Here is a 26134-nt window from a genome sequence, read left to right on the forward strand (position 1 = left end):
AGGCTCCCGCACCAGAGTTAGATGCAGACGAACGCGCCGTCTTCCGGCAGACTCACGCGGTCAAGACAGCCCTCCGCTTCCAGCCGGGCGCGCAGATCGGCTCGGGTTACGAGGCAATGGTTAATCGAATCCATATGCACGGCAATGACCTTTGTGTAGGGAGCGTAGCGGCATACCTGAATCACATCGTCCTCGTTCATGGTGATGGGGTCTCCGACGGTGAATCTGGCGCCTCCTGCATTGACAATCGTCACTGCCGGGCGGAAAGCGTCCAGCGCCTCAGCGACTTCGTCGCACCAGATCGTATCTCCGGCGATATATAAAGCCGGGTGCCCTTCGGCTTGAAGCACGAAGCCGGATACGGGTCCCATCCGCTCACCAATCTCGCCTGTACCGTGGCGTCCCCCGGTGCGGGTGACGGTAATTCCGCGGAGCTGCAGCGTGCGCTCTACCGGTGTCACGTCGGCGAAGCCTGCGGCTTGAAACGCCGCTTCGTCGCCGGGCTGGCACAGCACGGGCGTTTCCTTGGCGATGGCTGCGGCAGCCGCATCGTCCCAATGATCGCGGTGCAGATGGGTGACGAGCAGCGCATCCGGGGCAAGCCAGCCGCTGGCTGCATCGGGCAAAGGCACGAGCGGATTGCGCCGGTCGTTCGCCGAATTAACGATCGGCGGATTCGCGCCCGCATCGCTGAACATCGGATCGACAAGAATGGTAATACCTGCATAGGTCAAGCCCAGAGTAGCATGACGAAGAAGCTGAATGTTCATGGAATGTCCCCTCTACTTGGTGGAATGTTGTTCTGATACAATTATAAAATGCATGGAAAGCTCTGCCTACAAGCCGGTGAAACGAAAAACCGGCATTTCATTTCAGCTTGAAAGCAAGTAAGGGGATGATGAATACATGATCGATGAGCTCGATCTTCAAATCCTGCGCTGCCTGATCGATCAGGCCGATCTGCCGCATAAGGAAATCGGACAGCGGGTCCATCTGACGGGACAAGCGGTAGGGGCGCGTGTCAGAAAGCTGCAGGAGCTTGGCGTGATCGAAGGCTATACGGTGCGCTGGAATCCCGACACCATCGGATTGACCGTCCACGCGTTCATCACCGTGTTTATGAAATCGAACACCGCGCATCAGGCGTTCCAGGCTTTTGCCCGGGCCAAGGAGCAGATTGCAGAGGTGCACCGCGTCAGCGGCGAAGGCTGCTATTGGCTGCGCGTCCGCATCGGATCGCCTGCGGAGCTGAGCGGGCTTCTGGACGAGGTGCTGCAGTACGGGAACTATAAAGTCAGCATGTCCATCGGCCAAATAAAATAACGGTAATCTTACGGTTCCGGTTAAGAGCACGGCAAGAGCATCATGTTCGCGCCGATCCCGGCATAAGCTGTCATAAGAAACGGCGAGCCGCCGAAGGGAGAGGATGCGATGAACCGGACGGAGGTGCTGCTGCTCCTGCAGCAGCTGCCTGAAGAGCTGAGAGAAGCGGAGGCAAGCTATTACTCGGCGCTGGGCCGGCTGGAGGATGCCAAGCTGGCGCTTCGGGCCAAGGAATGCGAGCTGTTCAGCCTGGGGCTCATCACCGGCAAAAATGAACAGGCGCGCGAAGCGGAAATCTGGCAGCATACTTATGAGCTGCAGCGGACCGTACTCAGGGCGCGCATGCATGCCGACCAGTGCAAGGTGGAGTACGACTATCTGCACAACCGGCTGGATAACACGCAGCTGATAGCCCAGCTGCTGCTGCCCGAGGACCAGTAAAACAGCGAAGGCAGTCTTGTCCTGCAAGTCGCTTTTTGAAGGTACAGTTCCCGTTTTGACCTGAATATGTATGTAAAAAGACGCCTTCATCCCTGTTTGCTTCGTGGGTTTGAAGGCGTCTTGCGTATCATTTGAGCTGTCTCAATTGGAGTTACGGCCTTGAGGCAGCTTCTTTTCTTGGATTGCATGAAGGGAAGCCGATGACGGGCAAAGCGGTCTTGGTGTCCATGGATAATAGCGGATGCACGAACGGCTTTGCCAAGGGGTTCCCTTATCGGTTTCGGGAGGACGCCGGCCGGTTTACGAGCAGAAGAACTGCTGAATGCGGCGCAGATCAAGGCCGAAGTACAGCCAGAAGCCGACAGGCCCGAAGCCGTACCAGCGGAAGCCGGCGATCGAGTTGCGACCCACATGGGTCAAAAAGATCCAGTAGCTGTCCCCGTTATCCTGCCAGATATAAACATATCTGCCAAGGCAGCGGCGGATGCTCCCCGGGTCTATCGCGAAGAGAGTAGCGGACTGCTGCTGCGGTATGAAGGACGGCGGTGGAGATTGCGGAGCCCCCGGCGGGTTTTGCTGGCCTCCCGGGAATCCGCCCGGAGCACCGCCCGGAAATCCGCCTGGTTCGCCGCCAGGAAAGCCTCCTGTGCCCGGCGGCGGAGGAGGGAAACCGCCCTGTCCCGGTCTAGTCCCGGGAATCCGCCTGGAAATCCCGTCGATCCTCCTGGAAAGCCGCCCTGGCCCCCGCCCGGGAAGCCCGGCGTGAAGCTTCTTGTATCCTGCGCCGGCGCATTATTGCCGATAGTTTGTCTTTGTGGATGTTGAGGTTGTGGCAATGCAAACAACTCCTTTATAGGTATCTGACCCTGCTCTCAACACCAATATATGTAACAGGCGCCCAAGGGTGATGGGCGTTTATCCCGGAAGCGGAAAAATTATTGTGCGTTTGCGGATTTTTATACTTGAACCGTGCAGCTGGAGGGTCAGACATGCACGACGCCGGACAACAAGGAACGCCACAGCTCGTCGTTCTCGTAGAACAGGTCCGCCGCCTGCGGAATTTGACCGCGCATACGCGCTCGAGCGGCCAATGGAGCTCCGTTAAGCCCTGTACAGGAGCATGGTTGACGACGAGGATGCGAAAATCGCCATGCGGCCGGAGCCCGCGGATCACTTCTTGCAGCTCTTGCGCTTCGGTTAAGGAGGCTTCCGTGCGGATGAACAGCATGCGGGAGCTGGTTTGCAGCTTTTCATGAAACCGCGCGATTCTCCGGTCGATTTTTTCCCTGAACTGCGGATAGGTCAAGATCTGGGAAGGCATGTTCGTCTCCAGCGAGAAATCGTGGTTAGAAATAATGTGGTAGGCGGCATCGCGGACGAGATAACAGCCGGCATTCGGGTCGATTCCCGTAATGCTCATGTTGCGCAGCTCCATGAAGTGGGCGAAACGGTTGCGCAGCAAATTGCTGACGCCTGAGAGCAGCGGAGAACCCATCCAGTCGATCACGCCGGCATAGTGCCGCAGCCCGTTTTTGGCCATTTGTACACCGGGGAGACAATTATGGCCGAGGCTGTAAATGGCGTCGAAATTTCCTTTAATCCCTTCAAGCTCCATGAGATGAATATCGCTCCTTTCTTTTAGGCTGTAATGTGCTGTAAAGCACGGGGGAACGGGGGTAAGCTCCCCTTACAGCTAGTAAATGCGGCCGCTGCTGCATCGGTATGGACAGATATCGCTTGACCTGGAAGTCAAATCCCCCTATAATGTGAAACTAAACTGAAAATTCAGGCGACGACCAAAGACATGATCCCCTTTACGGGCTGCCCAGAGAGAGAAGCGACTGCTGAGAGCTTCTTCAGCGACTGGACGCGGGATTACCCCTTTGCAGCTGTGCGTTGAACCCGCCTCCTTGAAGGAGTCACGGCAGTAAGCGCGACCGGCTTATCCCCGTTACAGGATGCCATGAGGATCTTGCATGCCCGCAGGCTCCGGACCCGTATGTCCGGTGCAGATAAGGCAGAGCAGGATCGAATGAGGGTGGAACCACGAGCTGAACGCACTCGTCCCTTTTGGGCGAGATGCGTTTTTTTGCGTTCATACACAAATTTAAAGGAATGGAGGTACGAAGACATGGAAGAAGTGATGGTGACTTTACCCGATGGATCGGCAAGGAGGTACCCGCGCGGCACCACACTTGTGGAGATTGCGGAATCGATCAGCCCCGGACTGAAGAAGCAGGCGGCGGCAGGCTATCTGGACGGGAAGCTGGCGGACTTGAGCCGTCCGGTAGAGCAGGATGCCGAGGTCAGCATCTTGCGGCTGGACAGCGCGGAAGGCTTGGAGGTATACCGTCACAGCACGGCGCATCTGCTGGCGCAGGCGCTGAAGCGGCTGTACGGGCCGGATGCCGTCAAGCTGGGCATCGGTCAGTAACCCAGGAAGGCTTTTACTACGATATCGATATCGAGAAGCCTTTGTCGACAGAGGAGCTTGGCCGCATTGAGCTGGAAATGGAAAAGATCGCGCGCGAAAATCTGCCGATTGTCCGCAAGGTCGTCAGCCGCGAGGAAGCGGTTCGGCTGTTCGGCGATCTGAAGGAACCGCTCAAGCTGGAGCTGATTCGCGATTTGCCGGAGGATGCGGTGCTGACGGTTTATGAGCAGGGCGAGTTCACAGATCTGTGCCGGGGGCCGCACCTGCCTTCGACAGGCAAAATCAAGGCATTCAAGCTGTTGAACGTCGCAGGCGCTTATTGGCGGGGGGATTCCGATAACAAAATGCTGCAGCGCATCTACGGAACGGCGTTCCTAAGCAAAGCCCAGCTCGAAGAGCATCTGCATCTGCTGGAGGAGGCGAAGAAGCGGGATCACCGGAAGCTTGGCAAAGAGCTGGAGCTGTTCATGTTCTCCGAGGAAGCGCCGGGAATGCCGTTTTATTTGCCGAAGGGAATGGCGCTTCGGACGGAGCTGGAGCAATTGTCCCGAAGCATCCAGGAGAGGCAGGATTATGACGAGGTGCGCACGCCGTTCATGATGAACCAGCGGATGTGGGAGCAGTCCGGCCACTGGGATCACTACCACGAGAATATGTATTTTACGGAGGTGGATGACGCGAAGTTTGCGCTGAAGCCGATGAACTGCCCGGGGCATATGCTGATTTTCAAAAACAGGCTGCGCTCCTACCGGGAGCTGCCGATCCGTATGGCCGAATTCGGCCAGGTTCACCGCCATGAGCTGTCGGGGGCGCTGAACGGGATGATGCGTGTCCGTACCTTTTGCCAGGACGATGCCCATATTTTTGTCCGGCCGGACCAGATCGAAGACGAGATCGCGCGGGTAATGGCGCTGATCGACAAGTTTTACCGCATTTTCGGATTTGACTATTCGATCGAGCTGTCGACGAGGCCGGAGGATTCGATGGGCTCGGAGGAGCTGTGGGAAGAGGCGGAAGCCTCGCTGCGCCGGGTGTTGCACCGCCACGGCAGCCCTTACCGGGTCAATGAAGGCGATGGGGCCTTCTACGGGCCGAAGATCGATTTCCATATCCGCGACGCGTTGAAGCGGAGCTGGCAGTGCGGCACGATCCAGCTGGATTTTCAAATGCCGGAGAAATTCGAGCTTTCCTACATCGGCGAGGATAACCAGAAGCACAGGCCGGTCGTCATTCATCGTGCGGTCTACGGGTCGATCGACCGGTTTATCGGGATTTTGACGGAGCATTACAGCGGCGCCTTCCCGGTATGGCTGGCTCCGGTTCAGGTGAAGGTGCTGCCGCTTTCCGAGGCTGAGTACGCATATGCCGAGCAGGTGAAGCGGAGGCTGGCCGAAGAGGGGATTCGGGCCGACATCGACAGCCGCAACGAAAAGCTCGGCTACCGCGTCCGCGAAGCGCAGCTGGAGAAGGTGCCGTATATGCTCGTGTTAGGCGAGAAGGAACGCCAGTCCGGCACGGTAGCCGTGCGGAAGCGGGATCAGGGCGACGCCGGGACGTTCGATCTGGGGGCGTGGCTCCAAGAGCTGAAAGCGGAGATTGCCTCACGCAGCTAGAGCTTTTTGCTATCGACCTGGGGCAGGCAAGGGCTTCATTCGAAAGGCAGAGTGGAATGCAGGGTGCGAAGTTAGGCATCAGATTAAGACGGGTCAGCGGGGCTGGAGAGCTGTTGACCCTAAATATCGTACGGGAGGGATAGGTCCGCTTCAGGTTCTTCTTCGAGCTGTTTCCTGCAAAAAAGTCGAATTGAGTATCCGTTCCCGATTGACTATGATGGGAGAGAGCTTGAAAGCAGCATGAATATTTATCGGATAGGAGTAAGGTGCATTGGCAAACAAGCTATATCACGGAGCGGCTTATTATCCTGAGCTGTGGAACGAACAGGTCATGGAGCAGGATATCCGGGTGATGAAGGAAGCGGGCATTAATGTGGCCCGCATGGGGGAATTCGCCTGGTTTACGATGGAGCCGGAGGAAGGAAAGATCGATATCGGTTTTTTCGTACAGGTCATCAACAAGCTGTATGAGCACGGAATCGAAACGGTGATGTGCACACCGACCCCGACGCCGCCGATTTGGTTCACACACGGACATCCCGAACGGATGTATGTCGATGAGCGAGGCACGGTCATGGGACACGGCTCCCGGCAGCACGCCTGCACGAACAATGCCTATTTCCGGGAACGTGCGGCGATCATTACGGAGCATATTGCCCGGGCAATCGGGCCGCTGCCCGGCGTTATCGGCTGGCAGCTCGATAACGAATTCAAGGCGCACGTTGCCGAGTGCATGTGCGAGACATGTAAGAACTTGTGGCACGACTGGCTGCGGGAGCGCTACGGCACCGTAGAGCAGCTGAACGAGGCTTGGGGAACGCACATTTGGAGCGAGTACTACCACAGCTTCGAGCAGGTGCCGCAGCCGGGACCGGCGCCGTTCCTGCATAATTCGTCGCTGCGGACGATGTATCAATTATTTTCTTATGAGAAGATCGCCGAGTTTGCCGACGAGCAGGCGGATATTATCCGCCGGTATTCCGACGCTCCGATCACGCATAACAGCAGCGTAGCGTTTCATGTGGACAACGAGCGGCTGTTCCGCAATCTGGATTTCGCCTCCTTCGATACGTATGTGCAGTACGATAACAGTCCGGCGTATTTGATCAACTGCGACCTGTTCCGCAACTTCAAGCGGGGTAAAGATTTCTGGATTATGGAAACGAGCACCTCGTTCAGCGCATCGCTCGAAAGCTATGCGATGCCGCATCCGCAGGGATATTTGCGGGCGGAAGCGGTCGCCGCCTACGCGCTTGGCGCGGAAGCGTTCTGCTACTGGCTGTGGAGACAGCAGCGGGCGGGCTGCGAGCAGCCGCACGGCTCGGTTCTCAGCGCCTGGGGCAAGCCGACGATCGGCTATGCAAGCGTGCTGGAGGTGGAGCAGGCGCGCAAGGAGATCGAAGCGATTATGCTGTCCACGCGGCCAGCCCAGGCGGAGGTGGCTATGACCTATTCCGACCGGTCGAAGGCGTTCCTGAAAACGGAGCCGCACCGTCAGTTAAATCACCGCGGATTGGTGACGGCGTTTTATGAGCGTATTTTGTCACTCGGGCTTCACCGGGATGTGATTCCGGAGGGAACGGAGCTGGATGGCTACAAGCTGCTGCTGACGCCTTTTCTTCATTACTTGTCCGATGAGTTCATCAGCCGGGCGGAAGACTTCGTCGAAGCGGGCGGCGTCTGGGTGGTCGGCTCGCTGACCGGCGGGAGAACCGAGCAGCATACGATCCATGCCGATGCAGCGCTCGGCAAGCGGCTGGAGTCGCTTGCCGGAGTGGAGACGCTGTATACGTATCCGATGGAAGGGACCGGCACCCGGGGCCATGCCTTCGGCGTATCCGCACCGCTCGGGCTGTGGAGCGCCTTGTTCGAGCCGAAAGAAGCGAGCGTGCTTGGAACCGCCGAGGGCGGATTGGCGCCTGGAGCGGCCTTCCTTACGGAGCGCGCTTACGGGAGGGGCAAGATCGTCATGCTTGGCTCCATGCCGACAGGCGAGGAGGGAGATGCGCTGCTGAAGCGGCTCATCGAGCATTATGCCTCCGAAGCAGGCGTGTCGCTGCGCACCGACGTCACCCGCGGAACAGTGGTCGCACCGCGGAACGGCGACGGCTTCACGATATGGGTTATCGTGAACATGGACGGCGGCGGAGGCCGGGTGACCGTTCCTCAAGCGGGAACGGACGCCTTGAGCGGAGAAGATGTCCCGCCGGGCGTGCTGGAGATTGGCGCTTACGGCTATCGCGTTCTTCGCTTCCCGAATCTGTGAGCTATAGGGGTTAACGTCACAAAGAAGCCGGTCCCTAGTGAACTGACGGGGGACCGGCTTTTTTGCTTTTTTTCAATCAAGCTCGCGAACGATCCCGGCCATTGTTCTTGCCTGACTCGTTTTCACGTCATTCACTAAAGCAAGCTTCGTTTCCAATATATGTAGTAAAGAAGGTTTGTTGAAATCCGATTCCCAATATATTAGATGCTGTAATCAAACGACCTGCCCGCAACAGGAATAACCCCAGTACGTATCCAATCAACAGCCTGCAGTACCAAGGGCGATGAATTCTCGGAAGTGACTTCATCCAGCTTTAGCCAAATGGCTCCATTTGAATCTTGTCCTTCAAACGATGTGATGGGATCTGCTGTCTTGTCTGAACCAACATCTATTTCATATAAAATGGCTATATGATGTAAGTATTCTATTGTACTATCTTGTAATCTCCACATTACCGAAAAATCACAGACACCAATATTTCTAAGCTCTCGAACCGTATATCCCGTTTCTTCTCGCAGCTCTCTTGTGATTCCCTGCTCCAACGATTCCATCTTTTCTAGCCGGCCGCCAGGCAAATCATATCTTCCTGTGTAGGGGCCTAAAATTTTTTGAATAACTAAAAGACTGCCCTCAGCTGCGCAAATTCCATAAACCCCCATATGCCGATAAAAGTTGTCGTTACTATCAGCCATATTGTTCTTCCTCCAAACTATCTATAATGAAGCAAACCATTACACATTTATGGCAGGCGGCCCATCCTGAAAATGCGAATCGTCGCACATCGAAATCGAAATTCCCCTGACTCACAGGGGATAAGCGAGAAGCGGCCAGCCTAATGTTCATCTTCGCCGTTATGTGTTCACTTTCCTTGCTATCCAAGCAGCGGAACCAAGCTAAGTAATGCTGCGGCCACTTCGCCGCTGCTTCACTCAATCGGTGAATAGAAGTACTCGTTCCATTTAATCGGGGTTGTACCAAGCATTGAGTTCGCGTTGACCCTAAAAAAGAACGCCCCCATGCTTGCGCTTGGAGACGTCGAGACAAACACGGATGTTTCCGTATCAAAGAGGCGTTCTTGAATCGAAGCAACGAGCCAGGAAAAAATAAGTGGAAGAATAACAGAAAGCAGATCAAAGGAGGGAAGAGTATGGGGTGAAAAGGTTACGGGCTGTCTTTGAAGCCGTGTTCCTCCCTCTGAATCTCATCTAATGGAACACGGCTTCAACAACGGCTGGAACCCCATACCTTTCCCTCCCTACGCGCCAACGTATGGGTTTACGCTAAGATTTTACAAACGCTTCGTTACATCAGAAACATCGCGACAATGGTGGTAACAACCAAGCCGATCACGACCGGCTTCAAATTACGCCGGGCGAGCTCGAACGGATCGACGCCGCAGATCGCGGCGGCAGGAATGAGCGCCCAAGGGATCAGCGTGCCTCCGCCGACCCAGATCGCCGCAATCTGCCCCAATGCGGTCAGCGTGGCGACGCCGGAGCCGATGGCGGTGGAGAACAGGTGCGCGATGGATCCGGCAAGCGAAATGCCGGAGAAGCCGGAGCCGTCCAGACCGGTAATGGCTCCGACGGTGGTCAGCGTCACGGCGCCGACCGCCTGGTTGACCGGCACGGTATGAGCCAGCGCGAGACCGAGGTCATTGACGAGACCCTGGGAGCCCGCAGGCAGCACCTTGCCGAAGATCTCGGTAAACGCCGAATCGCCCAGATAAAAGAAAGCGGCGATGGGAATGACCGGACCGAAGATCCGAAAGCCGAATTGAAAGCCTTCGATCAAATAATTGGTCGATTGGGCAAGACCGTCCTGCTTGTGTGCGGTGAGTGTGATCCATAGCATGATGAGCAGTGCGGTGCCGCCTACGAGCGCGGTGGCATCGCCCCCTTGCAGCTTGAGCACGAACATGGCCGCGACGTCGGCCAGGAACAGCAGCGGGATTACAATGGCGAACAAAAGCCGATTGGATGGGGAGAGCGTAACGGCTTTGTCTGCCGGTCCGCTGGAAGCCGACGGGGTTACTTGCGGCGTTGCTGCCAGCTTGCCGCTTCTCATATCCCGTCTCAGCATCCAGAAGCTGACCGCTGTCGTCACAATCCCCATGACGAATACCAGCGGCACGCTGGCCGAGATGACGTCGCCGACCGGAATGCCGGCTGCATCCGCCGTCAGCTTCGGCGCCCCCTGGATGACGAAGTCACCGGACAGCGCTATACCGTGTCCGAATAGATTCATCGCCGCCGCGACACCGAGCGCGGGCAGCCCGACGCGCAGCGCGACAGGGAGCAGCACTGCGCCCAGAAGGGCTACGGCCGGCGAGGGCCAGAAGAACCAGGATATGATCATCATGAGGATCCCGATGACCCAGTACGCCAGCGCTGGTGTCCGGATCAGGCGGGTGAACGGCGAAATCATCGATTCGTTAATGCCGGTCAGCGTCAGCACCCTGCTCATCGAGACGATGATCGAAATGATGAGGATGGTGCCCAGCAGTTCTTTAATGGCATAAATAAAACTGTTAAACACCCCGCTGATGGAATGACTTAATGATTGGGTGGAGACCAGCCCCAGCAGGAAAATGCCGGCAATACATAAGATCGTCGTATCCTTGCGGAATACCATAAAGCCGATGATCAAAATAATGAACAACAAATAAATCCAGTGCAAGCCTGATAATGCAATGTCCAAAGCTGCCGCCTCCTTGTTAAGTAGACACGAGCCCAACGGTATCGGTACTACACTGTATGCATGGGCGAGCCTTTGGTGACGGCATAAGAAGACGAAGAGGAGCCTTTTAAAGAAAAAAATTTGCCGGTTTTCGTCGGTTTATGCGGGGGACCCGGAAGGAATATTCATGCTTCCATGTTACGTAAGGTTGATTTATACTACAAAAGGACAAGTTGTTGACTTTTTGGGGCTGAAGTTATTTAAGGGAAGGGTGACAGGGAATGAACTCCGGCCATGAAGAGTTCCGGGCTGAGCATGAGCAGCGGACGGTAGAGACCGTGATGAATTTGTTCCGGGCTTCGACCCTGCTGTCGCGGATCGGAGGAAGACTCGCCCAGCAGGTCGGATTGGCAAGCGCGCAGCAGTGGACGCTGCTCGCGGCCATTGCGGAGAAGGAGGGCATTTCCTTAAAGGAGCTGCGCCGCAATATACTTGTCACGAAGCAGAACATCTCCAGTATGATGGACCGGCTGCGGCAGGCCGGCTATGTACGGACATACGAGGACAGGGCGAGACCGCCGCGTGACGAGAGTGGAGTTAACCGCAGCGGGTCATGAGGTGCTTCATTCGCTGCGGCCTTTGTATGTGGAGAGCAACCGGCATACATTTGATATTTTCAATGCCGAAGAGCAGAAGGCTTTCGCCGGGCTGCTCGACCGGCTGGTTGAACATTTGAACCGCCAGGAGGAAAGCTTGGAAGCATCGGGCGTTCCATTGTACCAAGAGGAGGAAAAGGATTGATATGACAAAACAAACGAACAGGCGAAATGTCACCATTTCGCTGTTTATCGCCACATTTTTGGCTGCGATTGAGGGAACGATCGTCAGCACCGCCATGCCGGGAATCACGGAGGATCTGGGAGGCATTCAGCTGTACAGCTGGGTCATTTCAGTCTATCTGCTGACGACCGTGATCAGTACTCCGATCTATGGCAAACTATCCGATTTATACGGGCGCAAGTCCGTGTATATCGCGGGCACGCTTATTTTTCTGCTCGGCTCGACCTTATCGGGTGTGGCTCATAGTATGAACGCGCTGGTCTGGTTCCGCGCCATTCAAGGCTTGGGAGCCGGAGCGCTGCTTACTTTACCTTATGCGATTATCGGGGCCTGTTCCCGTTCGAGCAGCGGGCCAAGGTGCAGGGCTGGGCCTCCAGCGTCTGGGGAATCGCAGGGATTGTCGGCCCGCTGGCCGGCGGCGTGCTGGTCGATTATGTATCGTGGCGGTGGATTTTCTTCATGAATCTGCCGTTTGCCGCCGTTTCCCTGACGCTTCTGTGGCTGTCTCTGCATGAAACGCCGCAGAAGAAAAAGCCGCATATCGATTATCCGGGGATCGTCACTTTCTCCGCAGGCATGTTCTGCTTCCTGTATGCGACTACGCTGCTCGGCAATCACAACGGAGCCGGTATAGCATGGGGCAGTATTGTTCCGCTGCTTGTGGCGGCTCTCGTGTTGTTCATTGTCTTCTTCTTCATTGAGTTCCGTTCGCCGGAGCCGATGATTCCGCTCAAGCTGTTTCGGATTCGCACGCTTTCGGTCATCAACAGCAGCGGATTTTTGCTTGCCGTGATTCAGGTGGTCATCGTATTCTACCTGCCGCTTTGGCTGCAAGGCGTTATGGGCCGCAGCGCAACTTACTCGGGTGTGGCGATGATCCCGATGAGCGTGACCTGGCCGGCGGCCTCGATTATGGCCGGACAGCTGGTCGCCAAATTCGGCGTGCGCCGGCTGCTGATCATCGCCGTTATTCTGCTGTTTGCTTCCAGCGCAGGCTTGACGCTGATGAACGAGCATACGACACCGGTGTTCCTGATGGTGCTGATCGGAATATTGGGGGCAGGCTTCGGCTTGGCCTTCACCTCGTTCACGATTACCGCACAGTCGGCTGTAGGCCGCGATATGCGCGGGGCGGCGATTGCGTCGCATAACCTGATCCGCACCTTGGGTCAGACGATCGGTATCGCCATCTTCGGTATTGTAATCAATACCGGCAGCTCGCAGACGATTGACAGCGGCTTGCTGGCTTCCAGCCTGCACATCGTGTTCGTCGTCATTGCTGTGATTGCGGCCTTGTCCTTCGTGCTGTCGCTGCTGCTGCCGCAGTCCGGCAAAGACTCGCTCGAGTCGGCGAAGGCGGCTTCCTAATCCGAAGTGGTCTGTCCCAACGTAAAGGTAAACCGGCCTCCTTCCACAGGAGCCCAGATCAACCGGAATCGTAACTGATTCCGGTTTTTTTCGTGCTGTAATTGGATAACGATTTGTGCTGCAAAGCGATCATGGAAATAATAAGAAATTTGGGTATTGCAATAAAAATAACCATTGGTTATAATATGAACAACGGTTAGTAACCATTGGTTATAAATTTTCGGGAGGCCTGCAGGGATGGAACAGGAAGGAAAGAAGTCGCGACAAGAGCTCCGCTCCGAGGAAACGAAGCGCTGCATTCGGGAGGCGGCAGGCGAGCTGTTCGCCGAGCGCGGCTTTCATGCAGTGACGATGCGTGAAATCGCCAAGGCGGCGGGCTGCTCCCATACGACGATTTACTTATATTACAAGGATAAAGAGACGCTGCTTGAGCAGCTGGCGCTGCCGCCGCTCCGGGAGCTGGAGCAGGAGATGCGCGGGGCGATGGCCCGTACGGAGCGGGCGCCGAAGGATGTGCTGTACGATATCAGCGGCAGCTTTATCCGGTTCTGCCTGTCTTACAAAAGCATGGTGCCGGTACTGCTCGGCACGAAGGCGGTACGGATGGATGCGAAGGGGCCGCAAAACGAGCTGAACAGCGTTCGTCTCCGGTTATTCGGCTGCATCTCGGAAAGCTTGGACCGCATGATAAGGAGCCAGACCGAAGAGGAGCGGCTTCAAAGCTCGCGCATTTACTTTTTTATGCTACAAGGATTGATTACAACTTATATGGAGAACGAAGAGCCGCTGGAGCAGCTGTTTGCGAGGATTGTGCCGTTAATGGAGGAAGCGGGAGATATTCTGCTGCTCGGTTTGCTTCAGAAACGCAAGCTTCAGAATTAAAGATCGTCTACTCATTCGAATCGGGGAGGAATTGGAAGATGAAGATCGTACAAATTTCGGAGCATGTGTGGAAATGCAGCCAGTGGATCATTATCCCTATGAGCGCCTGGCTCGTACAATCGGAACGGGGGCTGACGCTGGTCGATGCGGGAATCCCATTGATGGCAGGGCCGCTGCTGAAGCAGATCGAGCGGATGGGCCTGCCGCTGGAGCAAATTGTTCTTACGCACGGGCACAGCGATCATGTCGGCAGCTTGAATAAAATTGTGGAGCGGTATCCGGTGCCGGTCTATGTGCATGAGGCGGAAATTCCCTACATGGAAGGGAGACAGCCGTACCCGCGGCGGAAGAAGGCGGAGCAGATGGTCCGGCCCGGTCTTGTCCGGGCGCTCGACATGGCGTCGCAGCCGGGGGGCTTGACGCCTTATGCGACCCCAGGCCACTCTCCGGGCCATGTCGCTTATTATCATGAGCAGGACGGCGTGCTGCTCGCGGGGGATTTGTTTACCTCGAAGCGCGGACAGCTGCACCGGCCGATGCCGATGTTTACCGCCGACATGAAGCAGGCGGTCGGCAGCGGAGCCCTCGTAGAGCAGGTGCGGCCGAAGCTCGTGAGCGTATGCCATGGCGGCGAGGTGCGGATCACCGACCCGCAGCGGCAGACGGAGGCTTACCGCACAGCGGCGCTGGCCTCGTTATAACAAGCCGCGAAGCTGGTCTCCACGGCTGAGCCGAAGAACCGGCGAATGCACGGCAAACAGCCCTGAGCGCTCAGGGCTGTTTGCCGTGTATTCGCCGTTCGCGGACGACGTTAATTTTCTGTCATCAGGGCGTAAGCTCTGACCCTTCTCCACTTGTTCATCGGGTGCCAGCCAGCCGGGAGGGACGTTCTGCTCGCTGCTCGTGCCGCCGGTACCGTTACCGCTTAAATCGTCTGCAGTACAAATTTATCGACCACGTGCTTCACGCCGTCTTCGTTGTTGCTCAGGGTGACGTAATTAGCAATTGCCTTGAGCGCCGGGGACGCGTTTCCCATAGCCACGCCAAGTCCGGCGGCTTCCAGCATTTCACGGTCGTTGGAGCCGTCGCCGATCGCGATGACCTCGGACATGTCGTAGCCGAATTTGGCTGCCAAATACCGCAGCGCATCGCCCTTCGTGCCTTCATGGTGAATGATTTCGAGAAAATGCGGCTTCGACTTCGTAATATGCACCTGGCCGACAATCAGATTGCGCAGCTCGAGGCCGACTTCATCCAGCTTGGCCGGATCGTCGATGATGAGCATTTTGGTCGAGGGCTGATCCGCGAGCTTCCGGAAATCCGGGTACACCGTATAAGGGATTTTGGACAGGGCGGCATAGTCCCTGATTTTATCGTTATCCTCTTTGACATATAGGATGTCGTCAATATAAAGCTGCAGATGCAATCCGTGCCGCTCGCAGTAATCGAAGATCAGATGAGCCGCTTCCGGCGGAACCGACTGCTCGTACAGAACACGGCCGTCCTCCGAGTTTTTCACGAGCGAGCCGTTGTACGTGATGAGCGGCACATTCAGCTGAAGCTGGGAAGCCATCTGCTTCGCCGATGCGTACATACGCCCTGTAGCCAGCGTGACGGTAATGCCGTGCGCCAGCGCTTCGGCCAACGCCTGCTTCGTTCCTTCCGTCACTTCTTTGTCATCATTAATAAGCGTATCGTCAATGTCGATCGCCAGCATTTTATACATGATATCCACTCCCGTATTGTGTCTACGGCTCCCATTATACTTGAATGCCGGGTTTTGGGGAAGAACAATGGCGCTCCGCCGATCGTGCGAATTTATTGGCAGCCGTTCCATTATTCCCTCATAAGGAAGGGCAAAATTTGGAACACTAGTTTCAAAGCAGGGGTTCAAAGGAGAGAGCGCGATGATCCGGGTCATAGCGGTAGACCATGATAACAGGCTGATCGATAATGCCACGCTCGGCGATTTGCTCAGTCTGAAGGTGAAGTGGTATTGGGTCGATTTTGACCAGCCGACGGAGGAAGAAGCCAAGCGTCTGGAAACCCATTTCCAGTTTCATCCGCTTGCGATCGAGGACTGCTGTCAGCTGCTGCAGAGGCCGAAGGTGGATCATTACGAGGGCGTGCATTTTTTTGTCCTTCATGCGATGAATGCGCAGACCTTGGCGGCAGAAGAAATCGATCTGTTCTGGGGCACCCATTTTATCGTTACGTTCCATTTTAACCGTTCCCGTGAAATTGATGAGGCTTGGTCGAGAGTGGAGACGCAGCCCAGCCTTCGCGAGAGAGGGCATGTGTACTGCGCCTACCTTGTCATGGACAAGCTGGTCGATGAATATTTTCCAAGCGTTTACCAGATTGAGGACCAGCTGAACGAAATTGAAACGAAAGGCAAAGAAGAGCCCATTCATATTCTAATGAATGAAATCTTCGAAATCCGGGCGAAGCTGCTGAAGCTCCGGAGAACGATCGTGCCGATGCGCGATCTGCTGTACCGTGTCATCAATTCGGACCGGATGGACGGCCTTAAGGATCAGCTGGTTTATTTTACGGATATTTACGATCACCTGCTCAAGCTGTCGGAAATTAACGACTCCAACCGCGAGGTGACGGCGGATATGAGGGACAGCTATATTTCCCTGAACTCGAACCGGATGAACACCATTATGAAAACGTTGACCGTTATAACGACCATATTCATGCCGCTGACCTTTATCGCCGGCATATACGGCATGAATTTCGACCATATGCCGGAGCTGCGATGGCAGTGGGGATACTTTGCCGCACTTCTGATGATGTTCGCGATCGGGTTCGGCATGTATACCTGGTTCCGCCGCAAGGGCTGGTTCGATTAAGTCTAGAAAGAAAAATACGACTGGGCTTGTTCGATCAAACAAGCCCTCTCCAGCGCAAGGTGCTTCATCCGCATGGAAGGCGCCTGGGCCTCCGAGTACCGGAGCTGCAGCGCTAAATCGAGCAAAGCGGTCTCGGCCAGCTCGCAGCGTTCCCGCCCCCAATCGTCACGGCACGTACGAGCCTGCTGAAGTGCTTCGGGAAGGGAGCGGCCTTTCAGCTTCATAAATACGGAATGACCAATGTACCAGGTCGATTCTTTTGTCCCCGGCGGGTAAACTATATTCTCCCCAGCCATTGCTCCCGCCGCCGGAAATTTTAAATAAGCCCCAAATCCGGCTCCCGGTCATCCCCGATACTTCTTCATTTAATAAGCGGCCTTCAAATTGATATATTTCCATCGAGCCGATTTTGCAGTTTAGGAGCAGGTCGATCGGTTGACTATACGTTTCGGTCAGCTTCATCATCAGTGGCTGCACTCCTCATCAAATGAGTTTTTTCATTGGAGACAAGCAAAAAAAGCCCGGGGAGCAGAGAAACTCTACTCGCGGGCTTCTACGGATGTGGCGGACGATGCCGTAACGAAGCACGGTAAAGGTGTTCTCTCTCAATCGCTTACGAGGTTAGCTGTCGGATTCGGGCTTGAGAGTGCCCTACCTGCGGAGGCTCGTATGGAAGCTCCGGCAGGATTCACCCCTGAAGCTGTCTTCAATGAAGATGGCTTCGGTTGGGTCCCCCGTTTCCCTTAGCGGGAACAAAGCGTTTTGCAGCAAATATGAAGTTGTTGATGTGAATCCTACACCGTTACGCAATGTCTGTAAACTTCAATAGGGAGCGAAATTCGCATGATTTTCGCTGTATATCTAAATGAAAACGAAATCAAGTGAGGGTTTCATTTCCTTACGGCATGATTTCTAGAGAAAGCTTGTTTTCTTGCCATATCTTCGTATTCAAGAGCGATAAGGAGTAAGATAGAGAAAAAACGAGATCTGAATTCATTTCAATCGATTAAATGCCTGTTTTCACTCTAAATGAAGCGCGGGTTTTATTTACAGTTTTATTCGGCCGGCGTAAGATACAACTCATGATTCAAACAAAGTTTCCAATTCTGATCGCTTAATTTCCTGTTCGCCAGGAAAACGGGGGACCCAACAAAGCCAATGTCTTCACGGTGTGAGAGCCGTTGATTTCATGGCTTGGGGTGAATCCTGACGATGGGCCTTTCGGCGCATCTGCAGGTAGGGCGACTCTCACCGCCCGAATCCGACAGCTAACCTCGTCAGCGTTGATAGAGCAGGCCCCGAAGGAATGAACCGGTTCATTCCTTCGGGCGGGCTGCTAAGGAGAGAGGATGATGAAGCTTGTGATCGGATAAATTCGACCACAGGGCTTAGGCCTCTGTGGTTTTTCTTATGTTAATTTTTGCAGTTTTTCGCTGAGTCCTTGAATGGAAAAGGAACGGGGGAACCAACGGATGCCGATTCGATCAGCCGGTTTATCGGTCTGTACTATCGTGCGCCATGGGGTGAATCCTGAGCATGCGGCGTTTGGCCGTATCCGCAGGTAGGGCGACTCTCACGCCCGAATCCGACAGCTAACCTCGTAAGCGTATCGGGAGAGGCAACGATTGTCGCGGCAGGGCATGGTTTCTATAACTGTGCCTGAAGAAGCCCGCGGGAAGAGTTCTTCTCTTTCCGCAGGCTTCTTTTTTGCTGCCCGGGGAAGTACGGCGTGGCCATCATCGGCTTTTCGGAGCCGTTTGGCAGGCATCGTTTTCGGAGAAATCGGCTGCCTTCTCTTTTGTCAAGGAGGAGGAGAATATCGTGGAGGATTCGCAGGAGCTGACTCTAGTATCTGCACCAAATCCAACGGGAGAGGCTTTTATCCGCCAGCTTTTGTTCCATCAGCTGCCCTTTGCCGTTATGGTGAACAATAAAAAGGAACAAAGCCGGTTGGCGAAGTTAGGTGTAAAACATTTTCTGTTGGTAGATACTACTGAACAATTAAATTGGACTGCACCGGCATTTCAGGTAGGAAGGGTATTTTTGTTCGAAAACAGCTTTAACCTGTGCTGCCGGTATATTCAAATGTGCAGGCGCTGGACGGCGAATCCGATTTATGTTATCACGCATACCAATCACCCGCGTTTAGTTTACAGAGGGCTGGGAGCTAACTATGTTATTCATAGCAATAGCGATGAAATTCCTTTTTTGCTCCAGACTCTTGTGGAATAACGGGGTATTTTCGAGCTTGGAATGGAGGGAGAATCAAGCATGCTGGATCTCTATATGGTGTTACTGCTGGCCGTTTGTTATGGAATCTACAGCGGATTTACCGCATTTTGCGAGCGTGTGATAGAGGATACGGGAGGCGGTACCAAATGATAGTCATTAGTCTTGTCACTCTATTTCTGTTTATCTATTTGGCTTACGCTTTGATTTACCCGGAGAAATTTTAACTAGGATAGGATGCGAATCAAGCTTGGCTTAGGCCAGCCTGGAGAAAGGGGCTTCACCCATGGGCACGTTACAAATAATCATCGTGATTGCGATTATTCTTTTGCTGGTCAAACCGGTGGGAACTTACTTATATCACGTGTTTTCCAATGAAGCGAACTGGACTGACAGATGGTTCGCTTTCGCAGAAAAGCCGATTTTTGCGTTGATCGGGCTGAAGGAGCGCCGCGGTATGACCTGGAAAACGTATGCGCTCAGCTTCATTATAACGAACGTGGTTCTGGTTGTGCTTAGTTATTTGATTCTTCGACTGCAAAATAGACTGCCGCTCAATCCGAACGGCATCGGCAGCATGGAAGAGACACTGACGTTCAATACGGTAATCAGCTTTATGACGAACACGAATCTGCAGCATTACAGTGGAGAAACGGGGCTGTCCTATTTCTCCCAAATGGCGGTCATCACGATGATGATGTTTACCTCGGCGGCGACCGGCTTTTCGGTTGCGATTGCTTTTGTCAGAGGCATTACGAGCAAAGGCCAGACGATCGGCAACTTCTTCGAAGATTTCGTCAAAGCGCATACGCGGGTGTTTTTCCCGCTGGCTTTCATCGTTACCATGGTGCTTGTAGCCTTGAAGGTACCGCAAACGCTGCAGCCGTTACTTTCCGTTTCTACACTGGAAGGCGCCGAGCAGCAAATAGCAATCGGTCCGGTCGCCTCATTGGAATCCATCAAGCATTTGGGCACGAACGGCGGCGGATTTTTCGGCGTGAACTCGGCGCATCCTTTTGAGAATCCGAGCGGCCTGACTAACGTAATTGAAATTTTATCGATGTGGACGCTCTCCGCGGCGCTTCCTTACACATACGGCTTATTTGCCAAAAACCGCAGGCAGGGATGGGTGATCTTCTCGTCCATGATGCTCTTGTTCGTCGTGTTCCTATCGCTGGTATACACCTCCGAGCTGAATGGAAACCCGGTTCTGAACAAGCTGGGTATCGATGCGGCCGGGGGCAGCATGGAGGGAAAAGAGGTCCGCTTCGGCATCGCCCAGTCGGCGCTGTTTACAACGGTCACGACCGCGGCGACAACCGGCTCCGTCAATAATATGCACGACACGCTGACACCGCTTGGCGGGCTGACACCACTGGCGCTGATGATGCTGAACTGCGTGTTCGGCGGTAAGGGCGTTGGTTTGGTAAATATGCTAATGTACGCTATCCTCGGCGTATTCCTGGCCGGTTTAATGGTAGGGCGGACGCCTGAATTTCTCGGGCGGAAGATTGAAGCCCGCGAGATGAAGCTTATCGCTATTGCGATTTTGGCGCATCCGCTGATCATTTTGGCTCCGACAGCGTTCGCCCTGGCTGCGGATTTGGGCAAGGCGGCAATTACGAATCCGGCCTTTCACGGCATTACGCAGGTGCTCTACGAATATACCTCGTCCGCTGCAAATAACGGATCAGGCTTTGAAGGACTTGGCGATAATACGCCGTTCTGGAACATTTCCACAGGACTGGTCATGCTGTTCGGCCGATATATCTCGATGATTGCCATGCTGGCGGTTGCGGGCTCGCTCGTTCGCAAGCAGTGGGTGCCGGAAACCATAGGCACCTTCCGTACCGATAATAAGCTGTTCGTCGGCGTTCTCGTAGGTACGGTCTTGATTATCGGTGCGTTGACGTTCCTTCCCGGTATTGTGCTGGGCCGATCGCTGAGTATTTGACGATTCGTTAATGGAAGAGGTGGAAGGATACATGAGTTCGAACAGAAAAAAAACATTGACCGGCGATATGGTGAAGCGCGCTGTTATAGACAGCTTTATCAAAATGAATCCAGTCACGATGATGAAAAATCCGGTGATGTTCGTAGTTGAGGCGGGAACGGCTATCGTCTTGTTGATGACCATATTTCCAGGATACTTCCGAACCGAGGGCAGCATAGGCTTTAATTTTGCCGTATTCCTCATCCTGCTGTTTACGGTGCTGTTTGCCAACTTCGCGGAAGCATTGGCCGAAGGCCGGGGCAAGGCGCAGGCGGATTCGCTGAAGCATACGAAGAAAGAGATTATGGCCAATAAAGTCGTTGGCGGAGGGCTGAAGCAGGTACCTTCTATGGAGCTGCGAAAAGGGGACGTGGTCGTTGTCGCCCAAGGCGAGATGATTCCCGGAGACGGTGAGGTCGTTGAAGGCTTGGCATCGGTTGACGAGTCGGCTATTACCGGGGAATCTGCACCGGTGTTGAAGGAAGCGGGCGGTGATTTCAGCTCCGTTACAGGCGGCACCCGCGTCGTAAGCGACAAGATTCGGGTGCGGATAACAAGCGACCCCGGGGAATCGTTCATCGACCGGATGATTGCACTGGTTGAAGGGGCGAAGCGTCAAAAGACGCCGAACGAAATTGCGCTGAACACGCTGCTGACGAGCCTGACGCTCATCTTTCTGATTGTTGTCGTTACCTTGGCCCCTATAGCCAAATATCTGGATATTTCGTTAGAAATACCGGTGCTGATTTCGCTGCTGGTGTGCCTGATTCCTACAACGATCGGGGGGCTGCTCTCCGCGATCGGTATCGCGGGAATGGACCGTGTCACCCAGTTCAATGTGCTTGCGATGTCGGGCAAGGCAGTGGAAGCGGCCGGCGACATCAATACGATGATTCTGGATAAAACCGGAACGATCACATTCGGCAACCGGATGGCAAGCGAGTTTATCGCTGTCGGTACGGAGCAGGTAACGGCGGTTGCAGAATGGGCGGCCGTCAGTTCGGTCAAGGATGAAACACCGGAAGGGCGTTCCGTGCTGGAGCTTATGAAGAAGCAGGGCCTGATGTTCAATCAGGCTCTGGTCGAAGGCGGCGAGTTCATCGAATTTAAAGCGGAGACGCGGATGAGCGGGATGGATTTGAAGGATGGACGCAAGGTTCGCAAAGGAGCTGTGGATGCGGTGAAACGCTGGGTCGAGTCTCAGGGCGGAACCATTCCAGGCGACTTGACCGACAAAGGCAATGCGATTGCCTCTGAAGGCGGGACTCCGCTTGCCGTCGCCGTAGATGACCGTCTGTTCGGACTGATTTATTTGAAGGATACCGTGAAGCCCGGCATGAAGGAACGGTTCGACCAGCTGCGCCAAATGGGCATTAGGACGATCATGTGCACAGGCGATAATCCGCTGACCGCCGCCACGATTGCCCGTGAAGCCGGTGTGGACGATTTCATCGCCGAGAGCAAGCCGGAGGATAAAATTGCGGTCATTCGCCGGGAGCAGGCCGAGGGCAAATTGGTCGCCATGACAGGCGACGGAACGAATGATGCGCCGGCACTCGCACAGGCCGATGTCGGCCTGGCGATGAACAGCGGCACGATTGCGGCCAAGGAAGCGGCCAATATGGTCGACCTGGACTCCGATCCGTCCAAAATTATTGAGGTGGTCGCGATCGGCAAGCAGCTTCTGATGACGCGAGGCGCGTTGACGACGTTTAGTATTGCGAACGACGTCGCGAAATATTTTGCGATCATTCCCGCGATGTTTACGCTTGCGATTCCGCAGATGGAGGCGCTCAATGTGATGAGGCTGGGTTCGCCGCTCTCTGCGATTTTATCGGCATTGATCTTCAATGCGATCATTATTCCGCTGCTGATTCCGCTTGCGATGCGCGGCGTAGCCTACAAGCCGATGAGCTCGGCGAAGCTGCTGCAGCGCAATATGGTTATCTATGGATTAGGCGGTGTAGCGGTTCCGTTTATAGGGATCAAACTCATCGATCTTGCCGTGCATTTGTGGGTGTAGTACGGCTTTAGGAAGCAGCTTGATAATATGTGCTTGAATGATATAACAGAAAAGAGGTAGGAATAGGGATGAATTCATCATCAAAATCCGGGGCCGATACAGCTCCGCTGTCTATAGGCATTATTCTTCGCCTGAGTGTCGTATTTATTGTCTTGTGCGGTATCCTCTATCCGCTTGTTTGTACGGGAGTGGCCCAAGCGCTTATGCCGGGCCGCGCCGGCGGCAGCTTGATTCAGAACAGCCAGGGACAAATCGTAGGCTCCGAGCTGATCGGCCAAGCCTTTACCGACCCGGCTTATTTCCACGGCCGCATATCCAGCATCGACTACAAAGCGGAAGCGTCCGGCTCCAATAACTATGCGCCGTCCAATCCGGAGCTGCTCAAGCGCACGGAGCAATCGATTCAGGACTGGGTGAAAAATAATCCGGATGTACCGGTCAGCCGGCTTCCCATCGATCTGATCACGAACTCCGGGTCCGGACTTGATCCGCATATTTCGCCGCAATCGGCAGAAGCTCAAGTACCGCGGGTCAGTAAGCTGACGGGGCTGTCTTCGGCCCAGCTGGAAAAGCTGGTGGCCGATCATACGCAAGGACGCGATTGGGGATTGTTCGGCGAGCCCAGAGTGAACGTGCTGGAGCTGAACTTGGCATTAGACGGTCTGCTGCACAAATAAGATATTCATATCGCGGGCAAGAGGCCGGGAAGGAGGGCGTCCATGGAAAGCTTCCAACGCAAAACGCCGGAGGAGATCTTAAAGTCGATCTCCAAGCTGCATCAAGGCCGGCTGAAGGTGTATATCGGTGCCGTAACCGGGTCGGGTAAGACATACCATATGCTGCGCGAAGGCCGGGCACTGAAGGAGCAGGGGATTGACGTCGTTATTTGCGCCGTGTCAACGATGCAGCGTCCCGACACCGTAGAGCAGGCCGGCGGCCTGGAGCGGGTGCCGAGCATCCATTGGCTTGGGAGCGATAAGGAAGAAAAGAAGGATCTCAATCTCCCTGCGCTCCTGGAGCGTAATCCCGAGGTCGTGCTGGTGGATGGCCTTGCACACCGAAACCGCAAGGACGCCCTCCATCGAACCCGGCTCGAGGATATCCGTTTCCTGCTCGGCAGGGGCATCAGTGTCATCACGACGGTCAACGTGTATGAGCTGGAAGGGGTCAAGGATGCCGCCCAAAAGCTGACCGGGATCGAGGTGGAGCACACGGTTCCGGCGGATACGCTGGAGCTGGCCGACGAAGTCGTGCTGATCGACGTGACGCCGGAAACGCTGCTGAGCCGGGTAACGGAAGGAAGCCTCAAGCCAAGCCGGAACAACGGAGAATTATTTCGGCGCGGCAATTTGGCCGTGCTGCGTGAGCTGTCGCTGCGGCTGATGGCGGAAGGCGTGAACGATTCCCTGGAGAAGCACCGGGAGGAAGCGGGGCTCATCGGCCCATCCGGCGCTTCCGAGCGTATTCTCGTATCCGCCCAGTATCATTGGAACGGATCGATTTACGTCAGAAGAGGTCAGCAGATTGCCAAGCGGCTGAACGGGGATCTGCTGGTCGTGACGTTCGTCAACCGGAGGCGTCAACTGACTAAGGAGGAAGCCGCCTTTCGCCGATCCATCCGGAAGCTGGCTGATAAAGTCGGTGCACCGTTCGAGGAGCTTCCGTTTCGCTCCAGAAGAACGGTTCCTGACGCGCTGGTCCGTTACTCCCTGGAAAATAACGTGACCCGCATCGTGCTTGGCCATTCGAAGCAAACCCGCTGGCAGGAGCTGTGGCAGGGCTCGATCGTTCATGATATTTTGAAAAAAACGAGAAATATCGATATTTTCGTCATTGCCGACCGTGCGGAGCATGAGGGGGAACGCATTCTGCCTGCGAAGCTGACCAAGCCGCAGAAGCAAGCCGAGGCATTCCGGCGGTTAAGCAGAGCCCAGGTGGAAAGCAGGATGGAGCGCATCCGGCGCGGCCGGTTCAAGGTGTATATCGGCGCGGCGCCGGGTGTTGGTAAGACATACACGATGCTTCGCGAAGGGAACGATCTGATCCAAAAAGGCATTCATGTGCTCGCCGGGCTGCTTGAAACACATGGGCGTAAAGAAACGGCGGAGCAGATCGGCGGGCTGGAGCTGATCCCTCGGCAGCAGGTGAACTACCGCGGCACCCGGCTGGAGGAGATGGATACGGCGGAAATCATCCGCCGCAATCCCGAAGTCGTGCTGGTCGACGAGCTCGCGCATACGAATGTTCCGGGCAGCGTGAACAAGAAGCGGTACGAGGATGTGCTGGATATTTTGGCTGCAGGCATTTCCGTTATCTCCACGATGAACGTGCAGCATCTGGAGAGCTTGAACGATGCGGTTGAGCAAATAACCGGAGTCAGGGTGAGAGAGACGGTGCCGGATCATATTCTGCGGCTGGCCGATGAGGTTCAGCTTATTGACGTTGCCCCGAAATCGCTGCAGCAGCGGATGAAGGAAGGCAAAATTTATGCAATGGAGAAGGTGGATCAAGCCTTAAGCCACTTTTTCAAGACAGGCAACCTGATTGCGCTGCGTGAGCTGGCGTTGAGGGAGATCGCGGACGATGTGGACGAACGGTTGGAAGCGTGGGAGCGCCAAAGCTCGCTTCGCGGTTCCTGGCGGAGACGGGAGGTCATCTTCGTCTGCATCGATATCGGGGCCAACGCAGAGAGGCTGCTGCGGCGCGGCTTTCGAATTGCGTACCGGCTAAAGGCCGCCTGGTACGTTGCTTATGCCCAGCCGGAAGCTGCAGCGCTGCCGCCGGAAGGCGAAAGCAGGCTGGAAGAGCTCAAGAAGCTGACCGAGCGGCTTGGCGGCGTTTTCGAGGTGATTCAAGCGGCTAAGCGCAGGCATATTCCTGAAGCGCTCATGGACAAGGCGAACGGATACAAGGCGACGCAGATTATTATCGGGCAGTCGCGGCTGTCCTTCTGGCAGGAGCTGCTTAAAGGCTCCATTGTCAAAGGGCTGCTTCGCGCCTCCAGGCATCTGGATGTGCTTGTGGTCGCCGATTTTGACCCGTTTCCGGCTACGGCCCGGGAGCCGTCGAGTACAGAGCGATCGGTAAACAACCGCAGTTGAGCGAGCTAGGACAAGGCTGCATTCCTGCATTTTATAATAAAATATAAACCGCATAATCAGAGCGGATAAGTGGGATATATTTCT

The 26134-nt window shown here is 55.1% G+C and carries 20 protein-coding genes, 3 pseudogenes and 3 riboswitches; of the genes and pseudogenes, 16 read left to right on the forward strand and 7 right to left on the reverse strand.

What is annotated here, in order from left to right; genetic code table 11:
* Positions 1–17: 17 nt before the first annotated feature.
* Positions 18–770, reverse strand: coding sequence for an MBL fold metallo-hydrolase (locus ACHHV8_RS01290; protein WP_395156077.1), 753 nt, complete (start codon positions 768–770; stop codon positions 18–20).
* Positions 771–906: 136 nt separating this feature from the next.
* Here ACHHV8_RS01290 and ACHHV8_RS01295 point away from each other — a divergent pair, with 136 nt between their 5' ends.
* Positions 907–1323 carry an Lrp/AsnC family transcriptional regulator gene (locus ACHHV8_RS01295; protein WP_395156079.1) on the forward strand — a complete coding sequence of 139 codons (417 nt, stop codon included), beginning with the start codon at positions 907–909 and terminating at the stop codon, positions 1321–1323.
* Positions 1324–1431: 108 nt separating this feature from the next.
* Positions 1432–1764, forward strand: a complete 333-nt coding sequence (locus ACHHV8_RS01300) for a hypothetical protein (protein ID WP_395156081.1) — start codon at positions 1432–1434, stop codon at positions 1762–1764.
* 497 nt (positions 1765–2261) lie between these two features.
* Here the strand turns inward: ACHHV8_RS01300 and ACHHV8_RS01305 are convergent, their stop codons facing one another.
* Both ACHHV8_RS01305 and ACHHV8_RS01310 read right to left on the reverse strand, forming a co-directional pair.
* Entirely contained in the window at positions 2262–2600 is a 339-nt protein-coding gene (locus ACHHV8_RS01305) for a hypothetical protein (protein WP_395156083.1), read from the reverse strand.
* A gap of 14 nt (positions 2601–2614) precedes the next feature.
* Complete coding sequence (locus ACHHV8_RS01310; RefSeq protein WP_395156085.1) at positions 2615–3379, reverse strand: DUF1796 family putative cysteine peptidase; 765 nt, start codon at positions 3377–3379, stop codon at positions 2615–2617.
* A gap of 516 nt (positions 3380–3895) precedes the next feature.
* Here ACHHV8_RS01310 and thrS point away from each other — a divergent pair.
* Positions 3896–5811, forward strand: a pseudogene (thrS, locus tag ACHHV8_RS01315) (threonine--tRNA ligase).
* A 271-nt stretch (positions 5812–6082) separates the two neighbouring features.
* Entirely contained in the window at positions 6083–8077 is a 1995-nt protein-coding gene (locus ACHHV8_RS01320) for a beta-galactosidase (protein WP_395156087.1), read from the forward strand.
* 200 nt (positions 8078–8277) lie between these two features.
* Here ACHHV8_RS01320 and ACHHV8_RS01325 read toward each other — a convergent pair whose 3' ends face one another.
* Both ACHHV8_RS01325 and ACHHV8_RS01330 read right to left on the reverse strand, forming a co-directional pair.
* Positions 8278–8769: an NUDIX hydrolase gene (locus ACHHV8_RS01325; protein ID WP_395156089.1), complete on the reverse strand. Its 492-nt coding sequence runs from the start codon at positions 8767–8769 to the stop codon at positions 8278–8280.
* A 610-nt stretch (positions 8770–9379) separates the two neighbouring features.
* Positions 9380–10777: a hypothetical protein gene (locus tag ACHHV8_RS01330; RefSeq protein ID WP_395156091.1), complete on the reverse strand. Its 1398-nt coding sequence runs from the start codon at positions 10775–10777 to the stop codon at positions 9380–9382.
* A 260-nt stretch (positions 10778–11037) separates the two neighbouring features.
* On the opposite strand from ACHHV8_RS01330, the gene ACHHV8_RS01335 reads away from it, so the two are divergent.
* The 5 genes and pseudogenes from ACHHV8_RS01335 (at position 11038) to ACHHV8_RS01355 (ending at position 14547) form a co-directional block, all read left to right on the forward strand.
* Positions 11038–11373: a MarR family winged helix-turn-helix transcriptional regulator gene (locus ACHHV8_RS01335; protein ID WP_395156093.1), complete on the forward strand. Its 336-nt coding sequence runs from the start codon at positions 11038–11040 to the stop codon at positions 11371–11373.
* The gene (locus ACHHV8_RS01340) at positions 11339–11557 is read left to right on the forward strand and encodes a hypothetical protein (protein ID WP_395156095.1); all 219 of its coding nucleotides are present in this window, start codon (positions 11339–11341) and stop codon (positions 11555–11557) included. Before ACHHV8_RS01335 ends, ACHHV8_RS01340 begins: the two co-directional genes overlap by 35 nt.
* 94 nt (positions 11558–11651) lie before the next feature.
* Positions 11652–12964: pseudogene (locus ACHHV8_RS01345) on the forward strand (MDR family MFS transporter).
* A 237-nt stretch (positions 12965–13201) separates the two neighbouring features.
* The gene (locus ACHHV8_RS01350; RefSeq protein WP_395156097.1) at positions 13202–13846 is read left to right on the forward strand and encodes a TetR/AcrR family transcriptional regulator; all 645 of its coding nucleotides are present in this window, start codon (positions 13202–13204) and stop codon (positions 13844–13846) included.
* Positions 13847–13884: 38 nt separating this feature from the next.
* Positions 13885–14547: an MBL fold metallo-hydrolase gene (locus ACHHV8_RS01355; protein WP_395156099.1), complete on the forward strand. Its 663-nt coding sequence runs from the start codon at positions 13885–13887 to the stop codon at positions 14545–14547.
* A gap of 224 nt (positions 14548–14771) precedes the next feature.
* Here the strand turns inward: ACHHV8_RS01355 and ACHHV8_RS01360 are convergent, their stop codons facing one another.
* Positions 14772–15572, reverse strand: a complete 801-nt coding sequence (locus tag ACHHV8_RS01360; RefSeq protein ID WP_395156101.1) for a Cof-type HAD-IIB family hydrolase — start codon at positions 15570–15572, stop codon at positions 14772–14774.
* A 181-nt stretch (positions 15573–15753) separates the two neighbouring features.
* Here ACHHV8_RS01360 and corA point away from each other — a divergent pair, with 181 nt between their 5' ends.
* Positions 15754–16704 carry a magnesium/cobalt transporter CorA gene (gene corA, locus ACHHV8_RS01365; RefSeq protein WP_395156103.1) on the forward strand — a complete coding sequence of 317 codons (951 nt, stop codon included), beginning with the start codon at positions 15754–15756 and terminating at the stop codon, positions 16702–16704.
* Between the two features lie 2 nt (positions 16705–16706).
* Here corA and ACHHV8_RS01370 read toward each other — a convergent pair whose 3' ends face one another.
* Positions 16707–17000 carry a hypothetical protein gene (locus tag ACHHV8_RS01370; RefSeq protein WP_395156105.1) on the reverse strand — a complete coding sequence of 98 codons (294 nt, stop codon included), beginning with the start codon at positions 16998–17000 and terminating at the stop codon, positions 16707–16709.
* Positions 17001–17299: 299 nt separating this feature from the next.
* Positions 17300–17474, reverse strand: a riboswitch (cyclic di-AMP (ydaO/yuaA leader).
* Between the two features lie 331 nt (positions 17475–17805).
* Positions 17806–18001, forward strand: a riboswitch (cyclic di-AMP (ydaO/yuaA leader).
* Positions 18002–18125: 124 nt separating this feature from the next.
* A riboswitch (cyclic di-AMP (ydaO/yuaA leader) is annotated at positions 18126–18327 on the forward strand.
* Positions 18328–18525: 198 nt separating this feature from the next.
* Between ACHHV8_RS01370 and ACHHV8_RS01375 the strand changes: the two genes are divergently transcribed.
* The 6 genes and pseudogenes from ACHHV8_RS01375 (at position 18526) to ACHHV8_RS01400 (ending at position 26050) form a co-directional block, all read left to right on the forward strand.
* Positions 18526–18936: a hypothetical protein gene (locus tag ACHHV8_RS01375; RefSeq protein WP_395156107.1), complete on the forward strand. Its 411-nt coding sequence runs from the start codon at positions 18526–18528 to the stop codon at positions 18934–18936.
* A gap of 146 nt (positions 18937–19082) precedes the next feature.
* Positions 19083–19160 carry a K(+)-transporting ATPase subunit F gene (gene kdpF, locus ACHHV8_RS01380; RefSeq protein WP_395163392.1) on the forward strand — a complete coding sequence of 26 codons (78 nt, stop codon included), beginning with the start codon at positions 19083–19085 and terminating at the stop codon, positions 19158–19160.
* A 59-nt stretch (positions 19161–19219) separates the two neighbouring features.
* Positions 19220–20898: pseudogene (kdpA, locus tag ACHHV8_RS01385) on the forward strand (potassium-transporting ATPase subunit KdpA).
* Between the two features lie 20 nt (positions 20899–20918).
* Positions 20919–22949 carry a potassium-transporting ATPase subunit KdpB gene (kdpB, locus tag ACHHV8_RS01390; RefSeq protein ID WP_395156109.1) on the forward strand — a complete coding sequence of 677 codons (2031 nt, stop codon included), beginning with the start codon at positions 20919–20921 and terminating at the stop codon, positions 22947–22949.
* Positions 22950–23017: 68 nt separating this feature from the next.
* Positions 23018–23626, forward strand: a complete 609-nt coding sequence (gene kdpC / locus ACHHV8_RS01395) for a potassium-transporting ATPase subunit KdpC (RefSeq protein ID WP_395156111.1) — start codon at positions 23018–23020, stop codon at positions 23624–23626.
* Between the two features lie 42 nt (positions 23627–23668).
* The gene (locus ACHHV8_RS01400; protein WP_395156113.1) at positions 23669–26050 is read left to right on the forward strand and encodes a universal stress protein; all 2382 of its coding nucleotides are present in this window, start codon (positions 23669–23671) and stop codon (positions 26048–26050) included.
* Positions 26051–26134 lie beyond the last annotated feature (84 nt).

The sequence above is a fragment of the Paenibacillus sp. TAB_01 genome (genome assembly GCF_043945595.1).
Taxonomy (GTDB): Bacteria; Bacillota; Bacilli; order Paenibacillales; family NBRC-103111; genus Paenibacillus_S.

Excerpts from the sequence above, each read along its gene's own strand:
- ACHHV8_RS01360 (WP_395156101.1), bottom strand. The coding sequence starts at position 15,572 with ATGTATAAAATGCTGGCGATCGACATTGACGATACGCTTATTAATGAT.
- ACHHV8_RS01400 (WP_395156113.1), top strand. The coding sequence starts at position 23,669 with ATGGAAAGCTTCCAACGCAAAACGCCGGAGGAGATCTTAAAGTCGATC.
- ACHHV8_RS01290 (WP_395156077.1), bottom strand. The coding sequence starts at position 770 with ATGAACATTCAGCTTCTTCGTCATGCTACTCTGGGCTTGACCTATGCA.
- ACHHV8_RS01355 (WP_395156099.1), top strand. The coding sequence starts at position 13,885 with ATGAAGATCGTACAAATTTCGGAGCATGTGTGGAAATGCAGCCAGTGG.
- corA (WP_395156103.1), top strand. The coding sequence starts at position 15,754 with ATGATCCGGGTCATAGCGGTAGACCATGATAACAGGCTGATCGATAAT.
- ACHHV8_RS01370 (WP_395156105.1), bottom strand. The coding sequence starts at position 17,000 with ATGGCTGGGGAGAATATAGTTTACCCGCCGGGGACAAAAGAATCGACC.
- ACHHV8_RS01350 (WP_395156097.1), top strand. The coding sequence starts at position 13,202 with ATGGAACAGGAAGGAAAGAAGTCGCGACAAGAGCTCCGCTCCGAGGAA.
- kdpF (WP_395163392.1), top strand. The coding sequence starts at position 19,083 with ATGATAGTCATTAGTCTTGTCACTCTATTTCTGTTTATCTATTTGGCT.
- ACHHV8_RS01335 (WP_395156093.1), top strand. The coding sequence starts at position 11,038 with ATGAACTCCGGCCATGAAGAGTTCCGGGCTGAGCATGAGCAGCGGACG.
- kdpC (WP_395156111.1), top strand. The coding sequence starts at position 23,018 with ATGAATTCATCATCAAAATCCGGGGCCGATACAGCTCCGCTGTCTATA.
- ACHHV8_RS01325 (WP_395156089.1), bottom strand. The coding sequence starts at position 8,769 with ATGGCTGATAGTAACGACAACTTTTATCGGCATATGGGGGTTTATGGA.
- ACHHV8_RS01300 (WP_395156081.1), top strand. The coding sequence starts at position 1,432 with ATGAACCGGACGGAGGTGCTGCTGCTCCTGCAGCAGCTGCCTGAAGAG.
- ACHHV8_RS01310 (WP_395156085.1), bottom strand. The coding sequence starts at position 3,379 with ATGGAGCTTGAAGGGATTAAAGGAAATTTCGACGCCATTTACAGCCTC.
- ACHHV8_RS01295 (WP_395156079.1), top strand. The coding sequence starts at position 907 with ATGATCGATGAGCTCGATCTTCAAATCCTGCGCTGCCTGATCGATCAG.
- kdpB (WP_395156109.1), top strand. The coding sequence starts at position 20,919 with ATGAGTTCGAACAGAAAAAAAACATTGACCGGCGATATGGTGAAGCGC.